Below are 18,710 nucleotides of genomic sequence, written 5' to 3'. Positions count from 1 at the left end.
CTCCAGGCGTTCGGCTCCGCTCCCCCGCCCGGTGGCCTCCTCGTGCTCGCTCGCACCCCGGCCGGGCGACCTCGCTCGCCCCGCCGTGCTGGGGTGCGTCACTGCTCCGCCCGGAGGGCGCTCCCGCGTTTCGTGTCCGGGGGTGCTCCCCCGGGGACGGCGGGCCGGTCGGGCGGCGGCGGCGTTGGGGATAACGGTGCGGTATGGTGCGCCGAGGCGCCGTCGCCAGGTCGGCAGCGCCCGACCGGGCGGCGCCCCACGGAACTCCCTAGGGTCGGCACGAGCTGCGGCACCGCCGCTCTCCCGGTCCCCGCCGGGAGCCCACGACCCGAGGAGCACCGGCATGGCCGACCGCCCCACCCCGCCGAACCCCTACGACTTCCTCCCGCAGGTCCCCTCGTTCTCGCTCGAGAGCACCGACATCGGGCACGGCGAGCGCCTCCCCGCCCCGCACACGAGCGGCGCGATGGGCGTCCCCGGCGGTGAGGACCGGTCCCCGCAGCTGAGCTGGTCCGGCTTCCCCAGCGAGACCAAGGGCTTCGCGATCACCGTCTACGACCCCGACGCCCCGACCACCAGCGGCTTCTGGCACTGGGCGGTCGCCGGCATCCCGGCCTCGGTGACCGAGCTGTCCAGCGGCGCGGCCTCCGACGGCCTGCCCGCAGGTGCGGTGCAGCTGCGCAACGACGCCGGGTTCGCCGGGTACGTCGGTGCGGCGCCGCCGGCCGGGCACGGGACCCACCGCTACTACGTGGTGGTGCACGCGCTCGACACCGACGACCTCGGGGTGCCCGCCGAGGCGAGCCCGGCCTACCTCGGGTTCAACCTGTTCAGCCACACCCTCGCCCGCGGCACGATCGTCGCGGAGTACGACGTCGAGTGACCCGGCGTCCCGCTGGGCCGGTGCGCCGGCTCAGCGGGACGGGCGCTCCGCCAGGCAGGTGGTGCCGGCCCGGGCGAACCCGGCCCGCTCGTAGACCCGGGCCACGTCGTCGTCACCGGCGGACAGGAACACCAGGTCGGCGGTCTGCCGGGCGTGCTCGACCAGCGCCGAGGTGAGCCCGGCGCCGAGGCCGCGGCCGCGGAACCGGGGCAGGGTCGCCACGCCGACCACCTCGCTGATCTCCACACCGTCGACGTCGACCGGTTGGTGCGAGCCGATCGCGACCGGCTGGCCGTCGTCGACCGCGACCATCATGACCGTGCGGCCGGCGGCCACCCGCTCGCGCAGCACCTCGGTCGGCGGCAGGTCCGCCGGTCCCGGGTCGCCGAGGGCGACGTCCGGGGTGCTCCGCCCGGCCGCCGCGGGGACGGGGGCCACCGGCCCGGGCGAGGCGAACGCCAGCTCGGCCAGCCGCTGGTACAGCCCCAGCTTCGGGTCGTCGGCGCCCACGAGGTAGAGCCGGACGCCCACCGGCAGCAGCACCTCGACCGGGTCGTCGGCGACCAGCAGCGGCAGGTCCTCCACGGCCAGCCCCGCCGACCGCGCGACCCCGGCCAGACCGCGGCACCGCTCGCCCAGCCACTCCAGCGACGCCGGGACGCCGGACCGTTCCTGCAGCGCGACGGCGGCCCGGACGTCGGCGACGGTGACGGCGGCCTCGCGCCCCGGCAGGGGACGCGCGGGGTACGGCCAGTCCGGCGACCCGATCGGCACGGCCAGCGAGCCCACCCGGTGCACCCGGGCGTCCGCCAGGGCCGCGAGGGCGAAGTAGCGCTCGATCCGGTCGAGGAGCCCGGGCGACGACACGCCCAGGACCCTAGACGCCGCAGCGCCACCGCCGGCCTCCCCGCACCCCGGGGACCACCCGGTCGGGGGGTGGGCGGAGCCCGGACGGCACCATGGGCGCCGTGACGGTCGGCACGCGAGCGCAGGTCTCGCCCTTCACCGCGTTCGACCGGGAGTCCTGGCGTGCCCTGGCGGCGGGTTCGGACCTGCCGCTGGACGCCGCCGACGTGCGGGCGCTGGCCAGCCTCGGCGACCGGATCGACGTCGACGAGGTCGCGACGGTGTACCTGCCGCTGGCCCGCCTGCTGCACCTGCACGTCACCGCGAGCCGCCGGCTGTGGGCGGCGCAGACCCAGTTCCTCGGGGCGCGCACGGCGAAGGTCCCCTTCGTCATCGCCGTGGCCGGCAGCGTGGCCGTCGGCAAGAGCACCACGGCCCGGCTGCTGCAGGCGCTGCTGGCCGCCGCCCCGGACACGCCCCGGGTCGACCTGGTCACCACCGACGGTTTCCTGCTGCCCAACGCCGAGCTCGAGGCGCGCGGGCTGCTGGACCGCAAGGGCTTCCCGGAGAGCTACGACCGGCGGGCGCTGCTGCGCTTCCTCGCCGACGTGAAGTCCGGCAGGCCGGAGGTGAGTGCGCCGCTGTACTCGCACGCGTCCTACGACGTGCTGCCCGGGGAGCGGCAGGTCGTCGACTCCCCCGACGTCCTCGTGCTCGAGGGGCTCAACGTGCTGCAGGCCGGTGGCCGCCCCGACGGCCGGGTGCCGGAGGTGTTCCTCTCGGACTTCTTCGACTTCTCCGTCTACGTCGACGCCGCCGAGCACGACATCTCGCGGTGGTACGTCGAGCGCTTCCTGGCCCTGCGGCGCACCGCCTTCTCCGACACAGCCGCCTACTTCCACCGGTTCGCCGACCTCACCGACGAGGAGGCGACGACGACGGCACGGGGCATCTGGCGGGGAGTCAACGAGCCCAACCTGCGGCTCAACATCGCGCCCACCCGCTCCCGGGCCCGGCTGGTGCTGCAGAAGGCCGCGGACCACTCGGTGCGCCGGGTGCTGCTGCGCAAGCTCTGACGAGGTCGCGCTGCGCGGCGGGCTCCCGACCGGACCGGGCGGATCACCACACACTGTGCCAACTCCGCAGCGTGACGTCGTCACCTCGGCCTCCGGGCGACATACGTGACCGCGCGCACACTCGGTCCACCGCACGGCAGGCCGCTCCGCCCGCCGACCGGGTCCGACAGGAGACCAGGATGTGTGCTCACGTACGTAGCTGCCCCAGCGCCACCGCCGACGACCGGGTGCTCGCCGTGCCCGTCAGCCGGCACCCCGAGCAGGGCTGGACCCTGCTGTGCAACGGCGTCGTGCTCTTCGACGACGACGGCGAGCTCCTCCCCGACGGCCAGGTCGTGCTCGACCGCCGCTGGCAGCTCGCCACCGCCTGACCCCGACCGGCCACCCAGCGCGGTCGGCACGCCGGGACCACTGCCCGCGAGGGCGGCATTCCGGGACGCTGTGCCGCATGGTCGGCTCCGGCGCCGCGCGCGTCCGCCCCGGCGCCGGCTCACGCCGACGACGACGGTGCTCGCGCTCACCGCCGCCCTCGCCTCATCGGTCGGCGAGTGCCCGCCGGCGCGAGCGGCGGACCCGCATCCGACCGCGGCCACCCGGCCCCCGCCGCGACCGGTCCCGGCCGGGCCGCCCGCTGTCCGGCTGCCCGGGGCCGTGCCGCCTCCCCCGGTCGTGGACCCCGCGGCCGGGCTGGCCGTGCTCACCGCCGCCGGGGAGGCCGCCGCCCGCGTCGGCGGGACGGTGCACGTCGCCGTCCTGGACCCCACCGGCGCGGAGGTGCTGACCGGCCCGGGTGCCCGCATCCCCGTCCTGACCGCCTCGCTGGTCAAGCTGCTGGTGGTCCAGCAGCTGTTCGCCCGGGACGCCGCCGGTCTGCTGCAGCTCTCCCCGGCCGACCTCGACCGGATGCGGCGGGCCGTCGTCGCCTCCGACGACGACGCGATGAGCCTGCTGTGGGACCGCTTCGACGGCGCCGAGCTGGTGGTCGCCGCGGCCGCCGACTTCGGGTTGACGGGGAGCGACCCTCCGGCGCAGGCCGGTCAGTGGGGCGAGGCCGTGACCACCGCGGCGGACACGGCGCGGTTCCTGTCCGCCCTCCCCGACCACCTGCCCGCCGACGACCTGGCCACGCTGACCGGCTGGATGGGGTCGCCGACCCGGGTCGCGACCGACGGCTTCGACCAGCGGTACGGGTTGCTCGCCCCCGCGGTGACCGCAGCGACCGCGGTCGCGGTGAAGCAGGGCTGGATGTGCTGCATCGACGCCCGCCGGCAGCTGCACTCGGCCGGCGTCCTCGCCGACGGCCGGGTCGTCGTCCTGCTCGGCGGCTTCCCGACCCGCACCAGCTGGGCCCGGGCCCGGGCGGCCCTGGACGCCGCCGCCCAGGCCGTCGTCAGCAGCACCTGAGGGGCTGCCCGGGCGTCAGTCGAAGGAGGCGGCGTCCGCGGCCTGGTCGAGCAGGGCGGTGAACGCGGCCTGATCCGGCTCGGCTCCGTCGGAACCGGTCTGCGCCAGCATGAGCGCGCGCGAGCCCTGGGTGACCACGCCCACCAGGCCCGACTGCGAGCCGGCCGGGGAGGTCACCGCGACCGCCAGTGCGGTGGTCGACCCGCCGCGGGCTGCGGCGTCGAGCTCGGTCACCGAGAAGGTCGCCGTCATCCCCCACGGCCCGGTCACGGTCACGTCGGAGCAGTTCTGCAGCAGCTGGTCGACCGGCAGCTGCAGGCCCTCCAGCGCCGGTCCGTCGGCGAGGACCTCGAAGGTGCGCAGCTGGTCGGTCGTGGCGACCTGGCCGGCGACGTCCGGCTCGTCGTCGGGGAGCTCCGGCAGGCTGGCCAGCACGTCGGCGCACGCCGCCGGCTCGACGCCCGTCCCGTCGGGGAGGCCGCCGGCCCCGTCGCCGTGCCCCCACCAGCCGCCGTGGTCCCAGCCGTCGTGCCCGGACCACCAGCCGGGCATGTCGTCGGGGAGCTGGACGACCTCGGCGTCCGGGCCGAACGCCGACTCCGGCAGCAGGCCCGCGGCCAGGTCGCCGGCGGGCGCCTCGGTGATCGCCGTGGCCGGGCCGGCGCTCTCCGTCGCCGCCGCCTCGCTGACCCCGACCGGGCTGGCCGCGTCCACCGCCGGTTGACTGCCGCACGCGGTCAGCAGCACCGCCGCCCCGGCCACCAGCACCCCGCCCGACACCGACCCCCGCACCGACGTCCTCATGCGGAGAGGGTCCACCCTCCGCCGGTGATCCGTCGAGCCCCTGCCGGCCTGCCGTTGCCAGACCGTGTTCAGGCCTGAGCGCCCACCACGTCGGCCGTCGTCCCGAGGTCGTCCGGGGCGCCCGCCGCGCGGGAGGGCTCCGTCGCCACCGGCGGGTGCGCCTCGTGCGGCTCCTCGAACGCCTCCGGCGCCGGGCAGGAGCAGACCAGGTTGCGGTCGCCGTAGGCACCGTCGATCCGCCGGACGGGGGCCAGGTAGCTCCGCCCGACCAGCCGCGGCACCGGGTGCACGGCGGTCTCGCGGGCGTAGGGGTGATCCCACTCCCCCGCCAGCATCTTCAGCGTGTGCGGCGCGTTCCGCAGCGGGTTGTCGGTGCTGTCGTACTCGCCGCCGGCGACCTTCTCGATCTCCTCGCGGATGAGCACCATCGCCTCGACGAAGCGGTCGAGCTCCGCCTTGTCCTCGCTCTCGGTCGGCTCGACCATCAGCGTCCCGGCGACCGGGAAGCTCATCGTCGGGGCGTGGAACCCGAGGTCGATCAGCCGCTTGGCGATGTCGTCGTTGGTGACGCCGGTGGCCTTGGTCAGCGGCCGGATGTCCAGGATGCACTCGTGGGCGACCAGGCCCGTGGCACCGGTGTAGAGCACCGGGTAGTGCGGGCGCAGCCGCTCGGCGACGTAGTTGGCGGCGAGGATGGCGTGCTCGGTGGCCCGGAGCAGCCCGTCGGGGCCCATCAGCCGCAGGTAGGCCCAGGAGATCGGCAGGATCCCGGCCGAGCCGAAGGGCGCGCCGGAGACCGCCGGGCCCTGCCCGCCGGTCTCGACCAGCGGGTGGCTGGGCAGGAAGGGCACCAGGTGCTCCCGGACGCCGATGGGGCCGACGCCGGGGCCACCGCCACCGTGCGGGATGCAGAAGGTCTTGTGCAGGTTGAGGTGGCTGACGTCGGAGCCGAACCGGCCCGGCCGGGCCAGGCCGACCAGGGCGTTGAGGTTCGCCCCGTCGACGTAGACCTGGCCGCCGGCGTCGTGCACCGCCGCGCAGATCTGCTGCACCTCGACCTCGAACACCCCGTGCGTCGACGGGTAGGTGATCATGATCGCGGCGAGCCGGTCGGCATGGGTGTCGACCTTGGCGTGCAGGTCGGCGAGGTCGACGTTGCCGGCGTCGTCGCAGGCCACGACGACGACCCGCATGCCGGCCATGACCGCGCTGGCGGCGTTGGTGCCGTGCGCGGAGGACGGGATGAGGCACACGTCGCGGTGGCTCTCCCCGCGGGAGCGGTGGTAGCCGCGGATCGCCAGCAGGCCGGCGAACTCGCCCTGCGAGCCGGCGTTGGGCTGGACGCTCACCGCGGCGTACCCGGTGATCTCTGCCAGCCCGGTGCAGAGCTCGTCGATGAGCCGGGCGTACCCGCGGGCCTGCTCGACGGGGGCGAAGGGGTGCAGCCCGGCGAACTCCGGCCAGGTGATGGCGGCCATCTCGGTGGCGGCGTTGAGCTTCATCGTGCACGAGCCCAGCGGGATCATCGTGCGGTCCAGCGCCAGGTCCTTGTCCGACAGCGAGCGCAGGTAGCGGAGCATCGCCGTCTCGGAGCGGTGCTGACGGAAGACCGGGTGGGTGAGGAACGGCGTCCGGCGGCGCAGGTCGCCGGGCAGGGCGTCGGCGCCGGCCTGGTCCAGGGCGGCGTCGTCGGTGGGCACGCCGAACGCCTCGGCCACCAGCCGCAGGACGGCGGGTGTCGTGGTCTCGTCGCAGGCGACGGCGACGGTGTCGGCGTCGACCAGCCGGAGGTTCACCCGGCGCTGCGCCGCGGCGGCGACCACCTCGGCGGCCCGGCCGGGCACCGAGACGGTCAGCGTGTCGAAGAAGTGCTCGTGCACGACCGGCACCCCGCCGGCCCGGAGCCAGCCGGCCAGCACCTGGGCGGTGCGGTGCACCCGGGCGGCGATCGCGGTCAGGCCCTCGGGCCCGTGGTGGACGGCGTAGGCGCCGGCCATCACGGCGAGCAGCACCTGGGCGGTGCAGATGTTGCTGGTCGCCTTCTCCCGGCGGATGTGCTGCTCGCGGGTCTGCAGCGCCAGCCGGTAGGCGACGTCGCCGTCGGCGTCCACCGAGACGCCGACCAGCCGGCCGGGGAGCTGGCGGGCCAGCCCCTCGCGGACGGAGAGGTACCCGGCGTGCGGGCCGCCGTAGCCCATCGGGACGCCGAAGCGCTGGGTGGTGCCGCACGCGACGTCGGCGCCCCACTCCCCCGGCGCCTCGAGCAGGGTGAGCGCGAGCAGGTCGGCGGCGACGACGACCGACGCCCCGGCCTCGTGCGCGGCGGCGGCGAGCGCCCGGTGGTCGCGGACCGCGCCGCTGGCGCCCGGGTAGGACAGCAGCACGCCGAACGCGCCGGCCGCGGGCAGGTCGGTCGGCCAGCCGGCGGACAGGTCGGTGACGTGCAGGCAGATGCCGAGGGGCTCGGCGCGGGTCCGCAGCACGGCGAGGGTCTGCGGCAGGGTGTCGGCGTCGACGACGAAGACCGCGTCGGCCCGGGCCCGTCCGGCCCGCCGGACGAGCGTCATCGCCTCCGCGGCGGCGGTTGCCTCGTCGAGCATCGAGGCACCGGCGACCGGCAGGCCGGTGAGGTCGGCGACCATCGTCTGGAAGTTGATCAGCGCCTCGAGCCGGCCCTGGCTGATCTCCGGCTGGTACGGCGTGTAGGCGGTGTACCAGGCCGGGTTCTCCAGGACGTTCCGCTGGATGACCGGCGGGGTGATCGTGCCGCTGTAACCCAGGCCGATCATCGAGGTGAACACTTCGTTGGCCGCGGCGCGCTCCCGCAGCTCGGCCAGCACGGTCGCCTCGTCGGCGGCGGCCGGGAGGTCGAGCGGGGTGCGGTCGCGCACGCTCTCGGGCACGCACGCGTCGGCCAGCGACTCCAGCGAGGAGTGACCGACGACGGCCAGCATGGCCTCGGTGTCGCCGGGGCGGGGGCCGATGTGCCGGGCCGCGAACGACCCCTGCGTGGACAGTGCGGAGAGCGCGGGGAGGGCCCCGGTCAGGAGTCCGTCAGAGCCAGGAAATCGGTCGGCCACTGCAACGACGCTACCAGCGGGCTGCGAGGGCCGACGTGGATCAGGTCACCTGATCAGAGTCCCTCCTCCCTCACCAGCGTTGCTGCAGGAGGACGGCCTTCGATCAGGTCACCTGATCACTGTCCCGGGGCACACCGACGGCGCGGGAGCGGGCTCGCTCAGGCGGAGGCGGCGCGGCGTCGGCGGCGCTGGGAGAGCTCGTCGTCGGCGTGCGGGGCGCCGTCCAGCCGCTCGGCGGGCAGCTCGGCGAGCTCCCCGGACAGCTCACGGAGGGCTCCGGACACCGCGATCCCGAACACGCCCTGACCGCCGGCGAGCAGGTCGACGACCTCCTCGGCGGAGGTGCACTCGTACACCGTGGCGCCGTCGGACAGCAGGGTGATGTTCGCCAGGTCCCTGACCCCGCGGGTGCGCAGGTGGTCGACGGCCCTGCGGATGTTCTGCAGCGAGACGCCGGTGTCCAGCAGTCGCTTGACGACCTTGAGGACGAGGATGTCGCGGAAGGAGTACAGCCGCTGCGTGCCCGACCCGGTGGCGCTGCGGACGGACGGGGCGACCAGCCCGGTGCGGGCCCAGTAGTCCAGCTGCCGGTAGGTGATGCCGGCGGCCGCGCAGGCCGTGGGGCCGCGGTACCCGACGGTGTCGCTGTCGACGTCGTCGTAGGAGAAGGCGCCCACCGCTGCGTCGCTGAACAGCTGACCCTGCGAACCGTTGTCCTGGTCGCTCACGGGCTCTCCTCGCTCTCAGCACCCAGCAGCTGGGCCGCGCCGGCTGTCGCCGGACCGGTCACAGCGCGCGGCTCGGGAGTTCCACGCACGTGATTCGCTGAAGGTAGGCCCGGGCCGGGGACCCGGTCAACCGAAAGGGGCGGCGTGTCGGTCGGCTCACCCCTCCGGAGTGAGCCCCTGACCTGCACACCGACCGTTCAGGCGGGGCCGCCGCCCGAGCCGGAGCCGGCGCCGAAGTCCTCCGGGCTGATGTTGTCCAGGAACTCCCGGAACTTCTCGACCTCGTCCTCCTGCTCGTCGGGGATCTCGATCCCGACCTCGTCGAGCAGGGCCTCCGCACCGTAGATCGGCGCCCCGGTGCGGACGGCGAGGGCGACGGCGTCCGACGGGCGGGCGCTGACCGTGCGCTCCTCACCGAACACCAGCTCGGCGATGTAGATGCCGTCGCGCATCTCGGTGATGTGCACGGCCTCCAGGTTGGCGCCCAGCGCGCGCACCACCTCGCGGAGCAGGTCGTGCGTCATCGGCCGGGCCGGCCGGACGCCCTGCTGCTCGAACGCGATGGCGGCGGCCTCGGCCGCGCCGATCCAGATCGGCAGGTAGCGCTCCCCCTGGGTCTCCTTGAGCAGCAGGATGGGCTGGTTGCCGGGCAGCTCGACCCGGACGCCGACGACTCTGAGCTCCTGCACGTCTGGCTCCCCTCCGCTGGAGTCCCCGCCGGGTCCTCCGTGGTGCACTGCTGTGCCCGTCTGGTGCTCGTCCCGCGGGTGCCCCACCTGCGGCCTGCGGAGCTGCCGGACCGGGGTACCCGCTGTGCCGCAACGGTACGCCAGCGATCAGCCGCCGAGGACCTCGCGCAGGCGGGCCTCGAGGAGCGCTGCGTGCAGCTGGGCGGACAGCCCGGCGAGCTCGGTCAGCTGCTCCGCGGCGCGGCTGCGGGCGTCGTCGGACCGGGCGCGCAGGGTGGGGGTCACCAGCTGCTCGAGCAGCGCGGCCTCCCGCTCGGCGGCCGTGCGGTGCAGCCGCAGGTGCCGCGGCTCGATGCCGTGCTGCGCGAGCCCGGCGGCGGCGCGGGCGACCGGGAGGTCGCTGGGCCGGTGCCGGCCGTGCGCGTCCGGCGCGACCAGGCCGAACTCGACGCAGTCGGCGAGCTGCTGCTCGGTCAGCCCGGCGGCCTCGGCGAACTCGGCGGCCGGCAGCGGGGTGGTGGGCACCGGCTGGTCCTCGGCGGCGGCGTGCCCGGGCAGCGGCTCACCGCGGTCGAGGGCGTCCAGGTGCTCCTTGATGACCCGCAGCGGCAGGTACTGGTCGCGCTGGGCGGCCAGCACGTACCGGAGCCGGGTCACGTCGGCCGTGGAGAACTTCCGGTAGCCCGAGGGGGTGCGCTGGGGGTGCACCAGCTCCTCGGACTCCAGGTACCGGATCTTGCTGATGGTCACGTCCGGGAAGTCCCCGCGCAGCGCGGCGAGGACCTCGCCGATCGTCAACCGGGGTGCCGTGGGGTCGGTGTCCCGGTCCGCGCTCCCGTCGGGCTGGGGCACCGCGGTCACGACGCCCGCGCGCCCGGGACTCCGCTGACCGGGCCGGTCATGCCCCGGCCGGCTCGCCCGTCCGCGGCCCGGTCAGGTACACCAGGCGGAACTTGCCGATCTGCACCTCGTCGCCGCCGGCGAGGGAGGCGACGTCGACCGGCTCCCGGTTGACGTAGGTGCCGTTGAGGCTGCCGACGTCGTGGACGGTGAAGCCGCCGCCCTCGCGGTGGAACTCCACGTGCCGCCGGCTGACGGTGACGTCGTCGAGGAAGATGTCGCTGTCGGGGTGCCGACCGGCGGTGGTGACCTCCTGGTCGAGCAGGAAGCGGCTGCCGGCGTTGGGGCCGCGCTTGACCACCAGCAGCGCCGACCCGGCGGGCAGGGACTCGACGGCCCCGGCGTGCGCGTCGGCGGTCGACTCGGAGACCTCGGCCTGCTCACCGGAGTCCTCGCCGCCGACCTTGGGGATGATGCTGGTCGACTCGCCGACCCGCTCGGGGCTCAGAGCCGAACCGCACTGGGCGCAGAATCGGCTGCCCTCGGGGTTCTGGTGGCCACAACGAGTGCAGGTCACGTCGGTCTCCTCCGGTGCAGGTGGCACCGCCGCGGGCCTGGGGTGGGCCGCGGTCGGCCGGCGGGCGTCGGGCCGGTCGGCCCGTCGCAGGTCGGCCGCCGCAGGATCGCGGTCGGGCCGGGGGTCATGGAACCGTGCGGCCGACCCGGGGGTCAACCGCACGTACAGCGTGAGGGTCGGGGCCCGCATCGGTCACGGGACCGGCCGTCCCGGTGATGATAGTGATCGTGTGCCGGGGCGCGGGGACGCCGGGGGGTACGACCCCGGGACGTCGGCCGCACCGCCCCGGCGGGGGGCTCAGGAGGCGCTGACGACGGCCTCGTAGGCGGCGGCGTCGAGCAGCTCCGCGGTCGGGTCGCCGCCGTCGGCCGGCACGGTGACCTCGATCAGCCAGCCGGCGTCGTAGGGGTCGCTGTTCACCGTCTCGGGGGCGTCGGTGAGGGTCTCGTTGACCGCCGACACGACACCGGAGACCGGTGAGTAGACGTCGGAGACGGACTTGGTCGACTCGACCTCACCGACCGGGTTGCCCGGCGCCACCTCGGCGCCGACCTCGGGCAGCTGCACGAAGACGATGTCGCCGAGGGCGTCCTGGGCGTGGTCGGTGATCCCGACCCGGACCACCGTGGAGGCACCCTCGGTGCCCTGGACCAGCGCCCACTCGTGCTGGTCGGTGTAACGGCGGTCATCGGGCGTGGCCATGCGGCATCTCCAGGAGTCGAGGGGTGGTGGGCTCGTACGGCCCTGCACGGGGGTCCTTGTTCAGTTGCCGCTGTCGGGAGCAGCGTATTGAGGCGCGTCGAGGGGTCGCAACGCGTCCACCACGACCCGGTCGGACTGCACGATGTCGACGCTGCCGCCACGGCCGCCGACGGTGGAGACGACGCCGCCCGGGATGCTCATCGCCGTCGCCATGTCCTGCGAGGAGCCGATGACCTGGAAGACGTAGGGCGCCTGGAGCTGCTGCCCGTCGATCGCCAGGTTCCCGGGGGTGCCGGTGACGGCACTGCTGACCCCGATCCGCACCTGGTCGACCTGCATGGTCTCCGCGCCGGCCCCGCGCAGCTCCTGGATCGCGGTGAGCAGCACCGAGGAGGTGATGCCGGTGGCGGGGTCGCGGATGGTCATCGTCATCCCCTCCCCCTGGGCGGCGACCGAGCCGTTGAGGATGGACAGCGCCTCCGCCCGCTCGCGGGCCTCCTGCAGCGCCACGGCGGAGTCGCTGTCGGAGCTGCCGAGCTGGTCCAGCGCGGAGCGCTGGTCGGCGATCTCCTGGCGCAGCCGGTCCTGCTGGGCGGTGAGGTCGTCGAGGATGCGGACCAGGTCCTCCTCGCGGGCCCCGGCGAGCTGGGTGTCGGTGTCGGTGCTGCGGACCTGGACGGCGAAGGCGAAGCCCAGCAGCAGGGTGAGCACCCCGATGAGGACGGCGGCGAGCGGGTCGCGGCGCCGGCGGCGCCGGGCGGGCGCGGCGGCCTCGGCAGGAGCCGGGTCCCCGGGTGTCCCCGCGGGTCTCTCCGGCTGCCCGGCAGCCGGTGCCTCGGCCGCCTCGGCCGCCTCGGCGGCCGGGACGTCGTCCGGGGTGCGGTCCCGCTCCGGGTGCTCGGCGCTCATGCCCGGAACAGGTGCCGGCGGATCGCGGCCGCGTTGCCGAAGATGCGGATGCCGAGCACGACGACCACGGCGGTGGACAGCTGGGCGCCGACGCCCAGCTGGTCGCCGAGGAACACGATGAGCCCGGCGACGACGACGTTCGAGACGAAGGAGACCACGAAGACCTTCGCGTCGAAGATCCGGTCGAAGCGGGCGCGGACGCCGCCGAACACCGCGTCCAGCGCGGCCACCACGGCGATCGGCAGGTACGGCTGCAGCCACAGCGGCACGCTGGGGTCCAGCAGGAGCCCGAGGACCACGCCGATCGCGAGTCCGAGGATCGGGATCACGCGTCAGCCTCCGTCGGTGGTGCGGTCAGGGGCGACCAGGTCGCTGCCCGGATCGGTGCCGGGAGCCGTGCCGGGATCGCTGCTCGGGACGGGGCCCGGGTCCAGCGGGGTGGCCCAGCGGAGCTCGGCGCTGGTCCCGGCCGGCAGTGCCAGGTCCTCGTCGCGGGCGAACTCGAAGACCAGACCGTAGTCGCGGCTCAACCCGGCCACCACGGAGGCCTCCGGGGTGGACAGGAAGGCGTTGCTGAGGTCCTGCGGGTCGCCGATCGCGGAGATCTCGTAGGGGGTGTTCACCGGGTTGAGGTCGACCAGGATCGCCTTGCCGGCCTGCCGGATGGCGGTGGTCGCCCCGATCCGCTGGCCGTTGATGCTGATCGCCTCGGCACCGGAGGCCCACAGCGCGTTGACCACCAGCTGCAGGTCGCCGTCCTGGACGATGCCCGCACCGGCGACCTCCTCGGAGCCACCGACCGGGTCGCTGTCGGCGGCGGGCGGCGCGTTGTCCATCGTCACCCGCAGGCCCGGGCCGGAGACGGCGACGACGGCGGCCGCCTGCCCGGCCACGGCGAGCTGCTCCAGCGCCCGCTGACCGACCACGCTGGCCTCCAGGGCCTGCTGCCGGGTGCGGGTGACCTGGGCGGTGAGCTCCTCCAGCTGGGCGGTGAGGTCGTCGGCGGTGTCGGACTGCTCACCGATGTCGTCGCGCAGCGCCTGCCGGGCCTGGTCCCGGCCCTGCGCGCCGGCGGCCGCCTCGTCGTAGGTGATCGAGGCGAGCAGCCCGGCCAGCAGCAGGGTCAGCGCGACCAGCAGCTGGCCGCGGTACCGCCGCAGCCACCCCGGCCCGGGGCCGCCGCCGTCGGGCCCGGCGGCGCGCGCCGTCCTCGCCGCGGCGGCCTGCGCGTAGGCCGGGTCGAGGGTCTCGGCGAGGACCTGGTCGAGCAGCGAGGCGCCGAGCGAGCGCTGCCGGCCTGGGGCCGGGGCGCTCACCGGGTCGCCCCGACCCGCCGGTCCCCGGCGAGGAGCCCCACCGCCTGCACGACGTAGAGGACCCCGGCGAGCACGTACAGCGCCGCACCCCAGACGGTCAGCGCGTAGGCGATCGGCTGGACGACGGCCGCCACCGGGTTGTCCCCGTCGGCGAGCAGCAGCAGCGGGAAGGCGTAGAGCAGCAGGAAGGTCGCGGCCTTGCCCAGGTAGTGCACCTGCAGCGGAGGCCAGCCGGCCCGGCGCAGCAGCAGCAGCGTGACCCCGAGGACCAGCTCCCGCCCGAGCAGGACCAGGACCACCCACAGCGGCACGACCTCGCGGATGGCCAGCGCGACCAGCGTGGCGACGATGTAGAGGCGGTCGGCCGCCGGGTCGAGCAGGGCGCCCAGCCTGCTGGACTGGCCCAGCGCGCGGGCGAGCTTCCCGTCGGCCCAGTCGGTGAACCCGGACACCGCCAGGACCACGATCGCCCACCCGTCGGCGTGCGGGCCGAGCAGCAGCCAGAGGAACAGCGGGACGCCGAGCAGCCGGAGCACCGAGAGCAGGTTGGGCAGCGTGAGCACCCGGTCGCTGAGCTGGTCGCGGCCCAGCGACCGGGCGGCGGCCCGGCCGGCGGGGGTGCCCGCGGGGACGTCGGCCGCCCGGTCGTCCGCCGTCGTCATCGCCGCCTCACCTCGCCGTCCACCGCAGGCCAGGTTAGTGCCCGGCACCGGCGATGCCCGCCGCGACCGGCCCGACGCCAGGATCCCGCCGGTCGCGGCGTCCGGTCAGCCGACAGCCGGTCAGCCGACAGCCGGTCAGCCGACAGCCGGTCAGCCGGCGGCCGGTCAGCCGACGGCAGGCCCGGGGCGGAAGGTGGCCAGTGCGGTCGCCAGCATCTCGTAGTAGCCGACCAGCCAGACCAGCGCTGCCAGGCCCGGGGTGCCCAGGACGGCGGACGCCCGCTCGAACAGCGGGTCGTCGAGGGTGTGCCGCGCCAGCAGTGCCCGCACCACCTGCAGCCCCACCTCCTCGGCCGGGGCCAGCCCGCCCGGCGCCCGGTCGTCCAGCAGGTCCTGCAGCTGGGCGGGCTCCGCACCGGCCTCCAGCGCGGCGGCCTCGTGCGCCGCCCACTCGAACTCCGAGCCGACGGCCGCGGCGACCGTGAGCACGGCCAGTTCGCGCAGCCGGGCCGGCAGGTCCTCGTCGAACCTCAGCGCCGCGCCCACCGACTGCACGGCGGCGCCGATGCGCGGGGACAGCAGCATCAGACCGAACGGGCCGAGCAGCCGGCCGTCGCCGTCGACGAGGGGCACCCTGGCCTGGGCCCGCCGGGGACCCTCGGCGATCAGCGACCACAGTGCCCGGCGCTCGTCGTCCAGCTCCTCGGGGCGCGGTGCGCAGCTGCGGGCCGGTCCGGGCTGCGCCGGCCGGCCGGTCAACTCGGCGTCAGGTCGCACGGGCGGTCCGCGCGGTCCGGGCGAGGTGCTGCCAGGTGTCCACGACGGTGTCGGGGTTCAGCGACATCGACTCGATCCCCTGCGCGACCAGCCACTCGGCCAGGTCGGGGTGGTCGCTGGGGCCCTGCCCGCAGATGCCGACGTACTTGCCGCGCTCCAGGCAGGCTGTGATCGCCATCTCCAGCACGGCGAGCACCGCCGGGTCGCGCTCGTCGAAGGCGCCGGCGACCAAGCTGGAGTCGCGGTCCAGGCCCAGCACGAGCTGGGTCATGTCGTTGGAGCCGATGGAGAACCCGTCGACGTGGTCGAGGAAGGCGTGCGCCCGCAGGGCGTTGCTCGGCAGCTCGCACATCATCACCACCGACAGGTCGTTCTCTCCGCGGCGCAGTCCGTGCTCGCCGAGCAGCCGCACCACGCCCTCGATCTCGGCCACGGTCCGGACGAACGGGATCATGATCTTGACGTTGGTCAGGCCCATCTCGTCCCGGACGTACCGCAGCGCCGCGCACTCCATGGCGAAGCACTCGGCGAAGTCGGCCGACAGGTACCGGGAGGCCCCCCGGTAGCCCAGCATCGGGTTCTCCTCGTGCGGCTCGTAGAGCTCGCCGCCGAGCAGGTTGGCGTACTCGTTGGACTTGAAGTCGCTCATCCGGACGATGACCGGCTCGGGCGCGAAGGCCGCGGCGAACATCGCGACGCCCTCGGCGACCCGCTGCACGAAGAAGTCCCGGGCCGAGGGGTAGGCCACGATCCGCTCCTCGACCTGCGCCTTCAGCGGCGCGTCGAGGGTGTCCAGCTCCAGCAGCGCCCGCGGGTGGATGCCGATCTGCCGGTTGATGATGAACTCCAGCCGGGCCAGCCCGACGCCGGCGTTCGGCAGCCGGGAGAACGCGAAGGCCTGCTCCGGCGTCCCGACGTTCATCATGATCTTGGTGGGGATCTCCGGCATGGCGTCCAGCCGGGTCTCCTCGACCTCGAAGCCGACCTCACCGGCGTAGACCAGGCCGGTGTCCCCCTCCGCGCAGGAGACGGTGACCGGGTCGCCGTCGGTGAGCCGGCGGGTGGCGTCGCCGGTGCCGACGACGGCCGGGATGCCGAGCTCGCGGGCGATGATCGCCGCGTGGCAGGTGCGCCCGCCGCGGTTGGTGACGATCGCCGAAGCCCGCTTCATGATCGGTTCCCAGTCCGGGTCGGTCATGTCGGCGACCAGCACGTCGCCGGGGGTGAAGCTGTCCATCTCGTCGATGTCGGAGAGCACCCGGACCGCGCCGGCGCCGATCTTCTGCCCGATCGCCCGCCCCTCGACCACGACGTCGCCGCTGCCGGTGAGCCGGTAACGCTGCGAGGTGTTCCCGGACCGGGACTGCACGGTCTCCGGTCGGGCCTGCAGGATCATCAGCTCACCCGTGAGCCCGTCCTTGCCCCACTCGATGTCCATCGGCCGGCCGTAGTGCTCCTCGATCCTGACCGCCTGCCGGGCCAGCTCGGTGACCTCGTCGTCGGTGAGGGACAGCAGCCGGCGGTCGGCCGGGTCGACGTCGACGAACTCGGTGGTCCGGCCGACCTCGGCGTCGGAGGTGTAGACCATCTTGGTGGCCTTCTCCCCCACCCCGCGCTTGAGGACGGCGGCCCGCCCGGCGGCCAGCGCGGGCTTGTAGACGTAGAACTCGTCGGGGTTGACCGCCCCCTGCACGACGCCCTCGCCCAGCCCGTAGGCAGAGGTGATGAACACGGCGTCCCGGAAGCCGGACTCGGTGTCCATGGTGAACATGACGCCGGACGCGCCGACGTCCGAGCGCACCATCCGCTGCACGCCGGCCGACAGCGACACCGCCTCGTGGTCGAACCCGTGGTGGACCCGGTAGGCGATGGCCCGGTCGTTGTACAGCGAGGCGTAGACCTCGCGGACCGCCTGCAGCACCGCGTCGATGCCGCGCACGTTGAGGAACGTCTCCTGCTGGCCGGCGAACGAGGCGTCCGGCAGGTCCTCGGCGGTGGCGGACGACCGCACCGCGAAGGAGGCCTCGGCGTCGTCGCCGGCCAGCCGGTCGTAGGCGGCCCGGATGTCGGCCTCGAGCGCCGGTGGGAACGGCTGCTCGACGACCTCGCGGCGGATCTGCCTGCCGGCCGCAGCCAGTGCCCGGACGTCGTCGGTGTCCAGGTCGCGGAGCTGGGCGTTGATCCGGTCGGCCAGCCCGGTGTCGCCGAGGAACCGCTGGTAGGCCGCCGCGGTGGTGGCGAAGCCGTCGGGGACGCTGACCCCGGCGTCGGCGAGGTGGGAGATCATCTCGCCCAGCGAGGAGTTCTTCCCGCCGACCACCTCCAGGTCGACCAGCCCCAGCTCCGCGAACCAGCGGACGTTGTCGGTGTCGTCGGCGGGGGTGCGCCCGGTGGACGCCTCGGGTGCGGTGTCGGTGCTCATGAGCGGGTGGTCCTTCCTCGCGGGAGGTCGTGGCCGGACGGGGGGCGGTCACCGGCGCTGCGGCGTTGCCGGGCCAGGGTCTGGATCACCACGGCGGCGATCTCCTCGACGGAGGCCGCCGAGGTGTCCACCGTGGGCAGGTGGTGCCGGTTGTACATCGCCGTCGCCCGGCGCAGCTCGAAGCGGCACTGCTCCTCGGAGGCGTAGCGCGAGTCAGGGCGTCGTTCCTGCCGGACGCGGCTGAGCCGGGCCACCGTGGTGGTCAGCCCGAAGCAGCGGTCGCGCAGGTCCTTCACCGGGCGGGGCAGGTCGGTGGTCTCCAGGTCCTCGTCGACGAGGGGGTAGTTGGCCACGAACAGGCCGTGCTGCAGGGCCAGGTACATCGCCGTGGGGGTCTTCCCGCACCGCGAGGGCGCCAGCAGCACGACGTCGGCCCGGTCCAGGCCGCGCGGGCTCAGGCCGTCGTCGTGCTCGATGGCGAACTCGATCGCCGCCATCCGGCTGTTGTAGCGCCGGACGTCGCCGACCCCGTGCAGCCGCCGGGCCTCGCGCAGCCCGCGGGCCCCGAGCTGGGCCTCGACCCGGTCCATGTGCAGGCCGAAGAAGTCGATGATCGGGGCCGTGGTCTTCAGCAGCTCCTCGCGGACCTCGTCGACGGCGGCGGTGGTGAACACCAGCGGGGTGACCGGGCCGGCCATCACCTCGTCGAGCTGGGCGACGACCTCGCGGGCCTCCTCGACCGAGGAGATGAAGGGGATCAGGGTGCGCTCGAAGCGCACGTCCGGGAACTGGATGAGCAGCGCGTTGCCCATCGTCTCCGCGCTGATCCCGGTGCTGTCGGACAGGAAGAACACCGGGACCACGGTGTCGGCGTCCAGCGCCCGCGCCCCGGCGGGCGACGGATCGGTCAACGGGCACCCCGGCGCGACGCCCGGACGGGCCGTCGGGAAACGGTCATCTCCAGCACCTCTGAGGTCACGCGTCGTTGCATGCAG

Annotated in this window: 19 protein-coding genes; 4 read left to right on the top strand and 15 right to left on the bottom strand. The window is 74.7% G+C overall.

Annotated features, from left to right (window positions below):
- Positions 1 to 343 precede the first annotated feature (343 nt).
- A complete protein-coding gene (locus tag FHL80_RS15225; RefSeq protein ID WP_138734237.1) occupies positions 344 to 883 on the top strand; it encodes a YbhB/YbcL family Raf kinase inhibitor-like protein in 540 nt (179 codons plus the stop codon).
- A gap of 30 nt (positions 884 to 913) precedes the next feature.
- Here FHL80_RS15225 and FHL80_RS15220 read toward each other — a convergent pair whose 3' ends face one another.
- Positions 914 to 1,750: a GNAT family N-acetyltransferase gene (locus FHL80_RS15220; protein ID WP_138734236.1), complete on the bottom strand. Its 837-nt coding sequence runs from the start codon at positions 1,748 to 1,750 to the stop codon at positions 914 to 916.
- A 92-nt stretch (positions 1,751 to 1,842) separates the two neighbouring features.
- Here FHL80_RS15220 and coaA point away from each other — a divergent pair, with 92 nt between their 5' ends.
- The 3 genes from coaA to FHL80_RS15205 all read left to right on the top strand — a co-directional run bounded on the left by coaA (position 1,843) and on the right by FHL80_RS15205 (position 4,209).
- The gene (gene coaA, locus FHL80_RS15215) at positions 1,843 to 2,805 is read left to right on the top strand and encodes a type I pantothenate kinase (RefSeq protein WP_138734235.1); all 963 of its coding nucleotides are present in this window, start codon (positions 1,843 to 1,845) and stop codon (positions 2,803 to 2,805) included.
- 179 nt (positions 2,806 to 2,984) lie between these two features.
- Positions 2,985 to 3,176, top strand: a complete 192-nt coding sequence (locus FHL80_RS15210) for a DUF5999 family protein (protein WP_014740683.1) — start codon at positions 2,985 to 2,987, stop codon at positions 3,174 to 3,176.
- 280 nt (positions 3,177 to 3,456) lie between these two features.
- Positions 3,457 to 4,209: a serine hydrolase gene (locus tag FHL80_RS15205; RefSeq protein ID WP_138734234.1), complete on the top strand. Its 753-nt coding sequence runs from the start codon at positions 3,457 to 3,459 to the stop codon at positions 4,207 to 4,209.
- 15 nt (positions 4,210 to 4,224) lie between these two features.
- On the opposite strand, the gene FHL80_RS15200 is transcribed toward FHL80_RS15205, so the two are convergent.
- The 14 genes from FHL80_RS15200 to FHL80_RS15135 form a co-directional block, all read right to left on the bottom strand.
- A complete protein-coding gene (locus FHL80_RS15200; protein ID WP_138734233.1) occupies positions 4,225 to 5,013 on the bottom strand; it encodes a hypothetical protein in 789 nt (262 codons plus the stop codon).
- A 68-nt stretch (positions 5,014 to 5,081) separates the two neighbouring features.
- On the bottom strand, positions 5,082 to 8,093 hold the full coding sequence (gcvP, locus tag FHL80_RS15195) for an aminomethyl-transferring glycine dehydrogenase (protein WP_246078700.1): 3,012 nt from the start codon (positions 8,091 to 8,093) through the stop codon (positions 5,082 to 5,084).
- Between the two features lie 158 nt (positions 8,094 to 8,251).
- Positions 8,252 to 8,821 carry a MerR family transcriptional regulator gene (locus FHL80_RS15190; RefSeq protein WP_138734232.1) on the bottom strand — a complete coding sequence of 190 codons (570 nt, stop codon included), beginning with the start codon at positions 8,819 to 8,821 and terminating at the stop codon, positions 8,252 to 8,254.
- Between the two features lie 197 nt (positions 8,822 to 9,018).
- Positions 9,019 to 9,510, bottom strand: coding sequence for a bifunctional nuclease family protein (locus FHL80_RS15185; protein WP_138734231.1), 492 nt, complete (start codon positions 9,508 to 9,510; stop codon positions 9,019 to 9,021).
- Positions 9,511 to 9,657: 147 nt separating this feature from the next.
- Positions 9,658 to 10,362 (bottom strand): transcriptional regulator FtsR, encoded by a 705-nt coding sequence (ftsR, locus tag FHL80_RS15180; RefSeq protein WP_246078699.1) that lies wholly within the window; start codon positions 10,360 to 10,362, stop codon positions 9,658 to 9,660.
- A 46-nt stretch (positions 10,363 to 10,408) separates the two neighbouring features.
- Positions 10,409 to 10,927 carry an oxoglutarate dehydrogenase inhibitor Odhl gene (gene odhI / locus FHL80_RS15175; protein ID WP_026845538.1) on the bottom strand — a complete coding sequence of 173 codons (519 nt, stop codon included), beginning with the start codon at positions 10,925 to 10,927 and terminating at the stop codon, positions 10,409 to 10,411.
- Between the two features lie 297 nt (positions 10,928 to 11,224).
- Positions 11,225 to 11,629, bottom strand: coding sequence for a glycine cleavage system protein GcvH (gcvH, locus tag FHL80_RS15170; RefSeq protein ID WP_138734230.1), 405 nt, complete (start codon positions 11,627 to 11,629; stop codon positions 11,225 to 11,227).
- A 60-nt stretch (positions 11,630 to 11,689) separates the two neighbouring features.
- A complete protein-coding gene (locus tag FHL80_RS15165) occupies positions 11,690 to 12,538 on the bottom strand; it encodes a DUF881 domain-containing protein (protein ID WP_138734229.1) in 849 nt (282 codons plus the stop codon).
- Positions 12,535 to 12,867: a small basic family protein gene (locus tag FHL80_RS15160; protein ID WP_138734228.1), complete on the bottom strand. Its 333-nt coding sequence runs from the start codon at positions 12,865 to 12,867 to the stop codon at positions 12,535 to 12,537. Before FHL80_RS15160 ends, FHL80_RS15165 begins: the two co-directional genes overlap by 4 nt.
- 3 nt (positions 12,868 to 12,870) lie before the next feature.
- Positions 12,871 to 13,854, bottom strand: a complete 984-nt coding sequence (locus tag FHL80_RS15155) for a DUF881 domain-containing protein (protein ID WP_138734227.1) — start codon at positions 13,852 to 13,854, stop codon at positions 12,871 to 12,873.
- On the bottom strand, positions 13,851 to 14,516 hold the full coding sequence (gene clsA / locus FHL80_RS15150; protein ID WP_138734226.1) for a cardiolipin synthase ClsA: 666 nt from the start codon (positions 14,514 to 14,516) through the stop codon (positions 13,851 to 13,853). The genes FHL80_RS15155 and clsA overlap by 4 nt, the downstream gene beginning before the upstream one ends.
- A gap of 165 nt (positions 14,517 to 14,681) precedes the next feature.
- The gene (locus FHL80_RS15145) at positions 14,682 to 15,293 is read right to left on the bottom strand and encodes a carboxymuconolactone decarboxylase family protein (RefSeq protein WP_138734225.1); all 612 of its coding nucleotides are present in this window, start codon (positions 15,291 to 15,293) and stop codon (positions 14,682 to 14,684) included.
- Positions 15,283 to 17,715, bottom strand: coding sequence for a phosphoenolpyruvate synthase (ppsA, locus tag FHL80_RS15140; protein WP_138734224.1), 2,433 nt, complete (start codon positions 17,713 to 17,715; stop codon positions 15,283 to 15,285). Before ppsA ends, FHL80_RS15145 begins: the two co-directional genes overlap by 11 nt.
- On the bottom strand, positions 17,712 to 18,626 hold the full coding sequence (locus FHL80_RS15135) for a pyruvate, water dikinase regulatory protein (RefSeq protein ID WP_138734223.1): 915 nt from the start codon (positions 18,624 to 18,626) through the stop codon (positions 17,712 to 17,714). The genes ppsA and FHL80_RS15135 overlap by 4 nt, the downstream gene beginning before the upstream one ends.
- Positions 18,627 to 18,710: the final 84 nt, after the last annotated feature.

Source organism: Modestobacter excelsi (assembly GCF_005930495.1).
Lineage (GTDB): Bacteria > Actinomycetota > Actinomycetes > Mycobacteriales > Geodermatophilaceae > Modestobacter > Modestobacter excelsi.
The sequence above is the reverse complement of the archived record's forward strand: the minus strand, read 5'-3'. Positions and strand labels throughout refer to the sequence as shown.

Coding starts and splice junctions, on each gene's coding strand:
- FHL80_RS15225 (WP_138734237.1), top strand. CDS start 344: ATGGCCGACCGCCCCACCCCGCCGAACCCCTACGACTTCCTCCCGCAG.
- coaA (WP_138734235.1), top strand. CDS start 1,843: ATGGGCGCCGTGACGGTCGGCACGCGAGCGCAGGTCTCGCCCTTCACC.
- FHL80_RS15210 (WP_014740683.1), top strand. CDS start 2,985: ATGTGTGCTCACGTACGTAGCTGCCCCAGCGCCACCGCCGACGACCGG.
- FHL80_RS15200 (WP_138734233.1), bottom strand. CDS start 5,013: ATGAGGACGTCGGTGCGGGGGTCGGTGTCGGGCGGGGTGCTGGTGGCC.
- gcvH (WP_138734230.1), bottom strand. CDS start 11,629: ATGGCCACGCCCGATGACCGCCGTTACACCGACCAGCACGAGTGGGCG.
- FHL80_RS15165 (WP_138734229.1), bottom strand. CDS start 12,538: ATGAGCGCCGAGCACCCGGAGCGGGACCGCACCCCGGACGACGTCCCG.
- clsA (WP_138734226.1), bottom strand. CDS start 14,516: ATGACGACGGCGGACGACCGGGCGGCCGACGTCCCCGCGGGCACCCCC.
- ppsA (WP_138734224.1), bottom strand. CDS start 17,715: ATGAGCACCGACACCGCACCCGAGGCGTCCACCGGGCGCACCCCCGCC.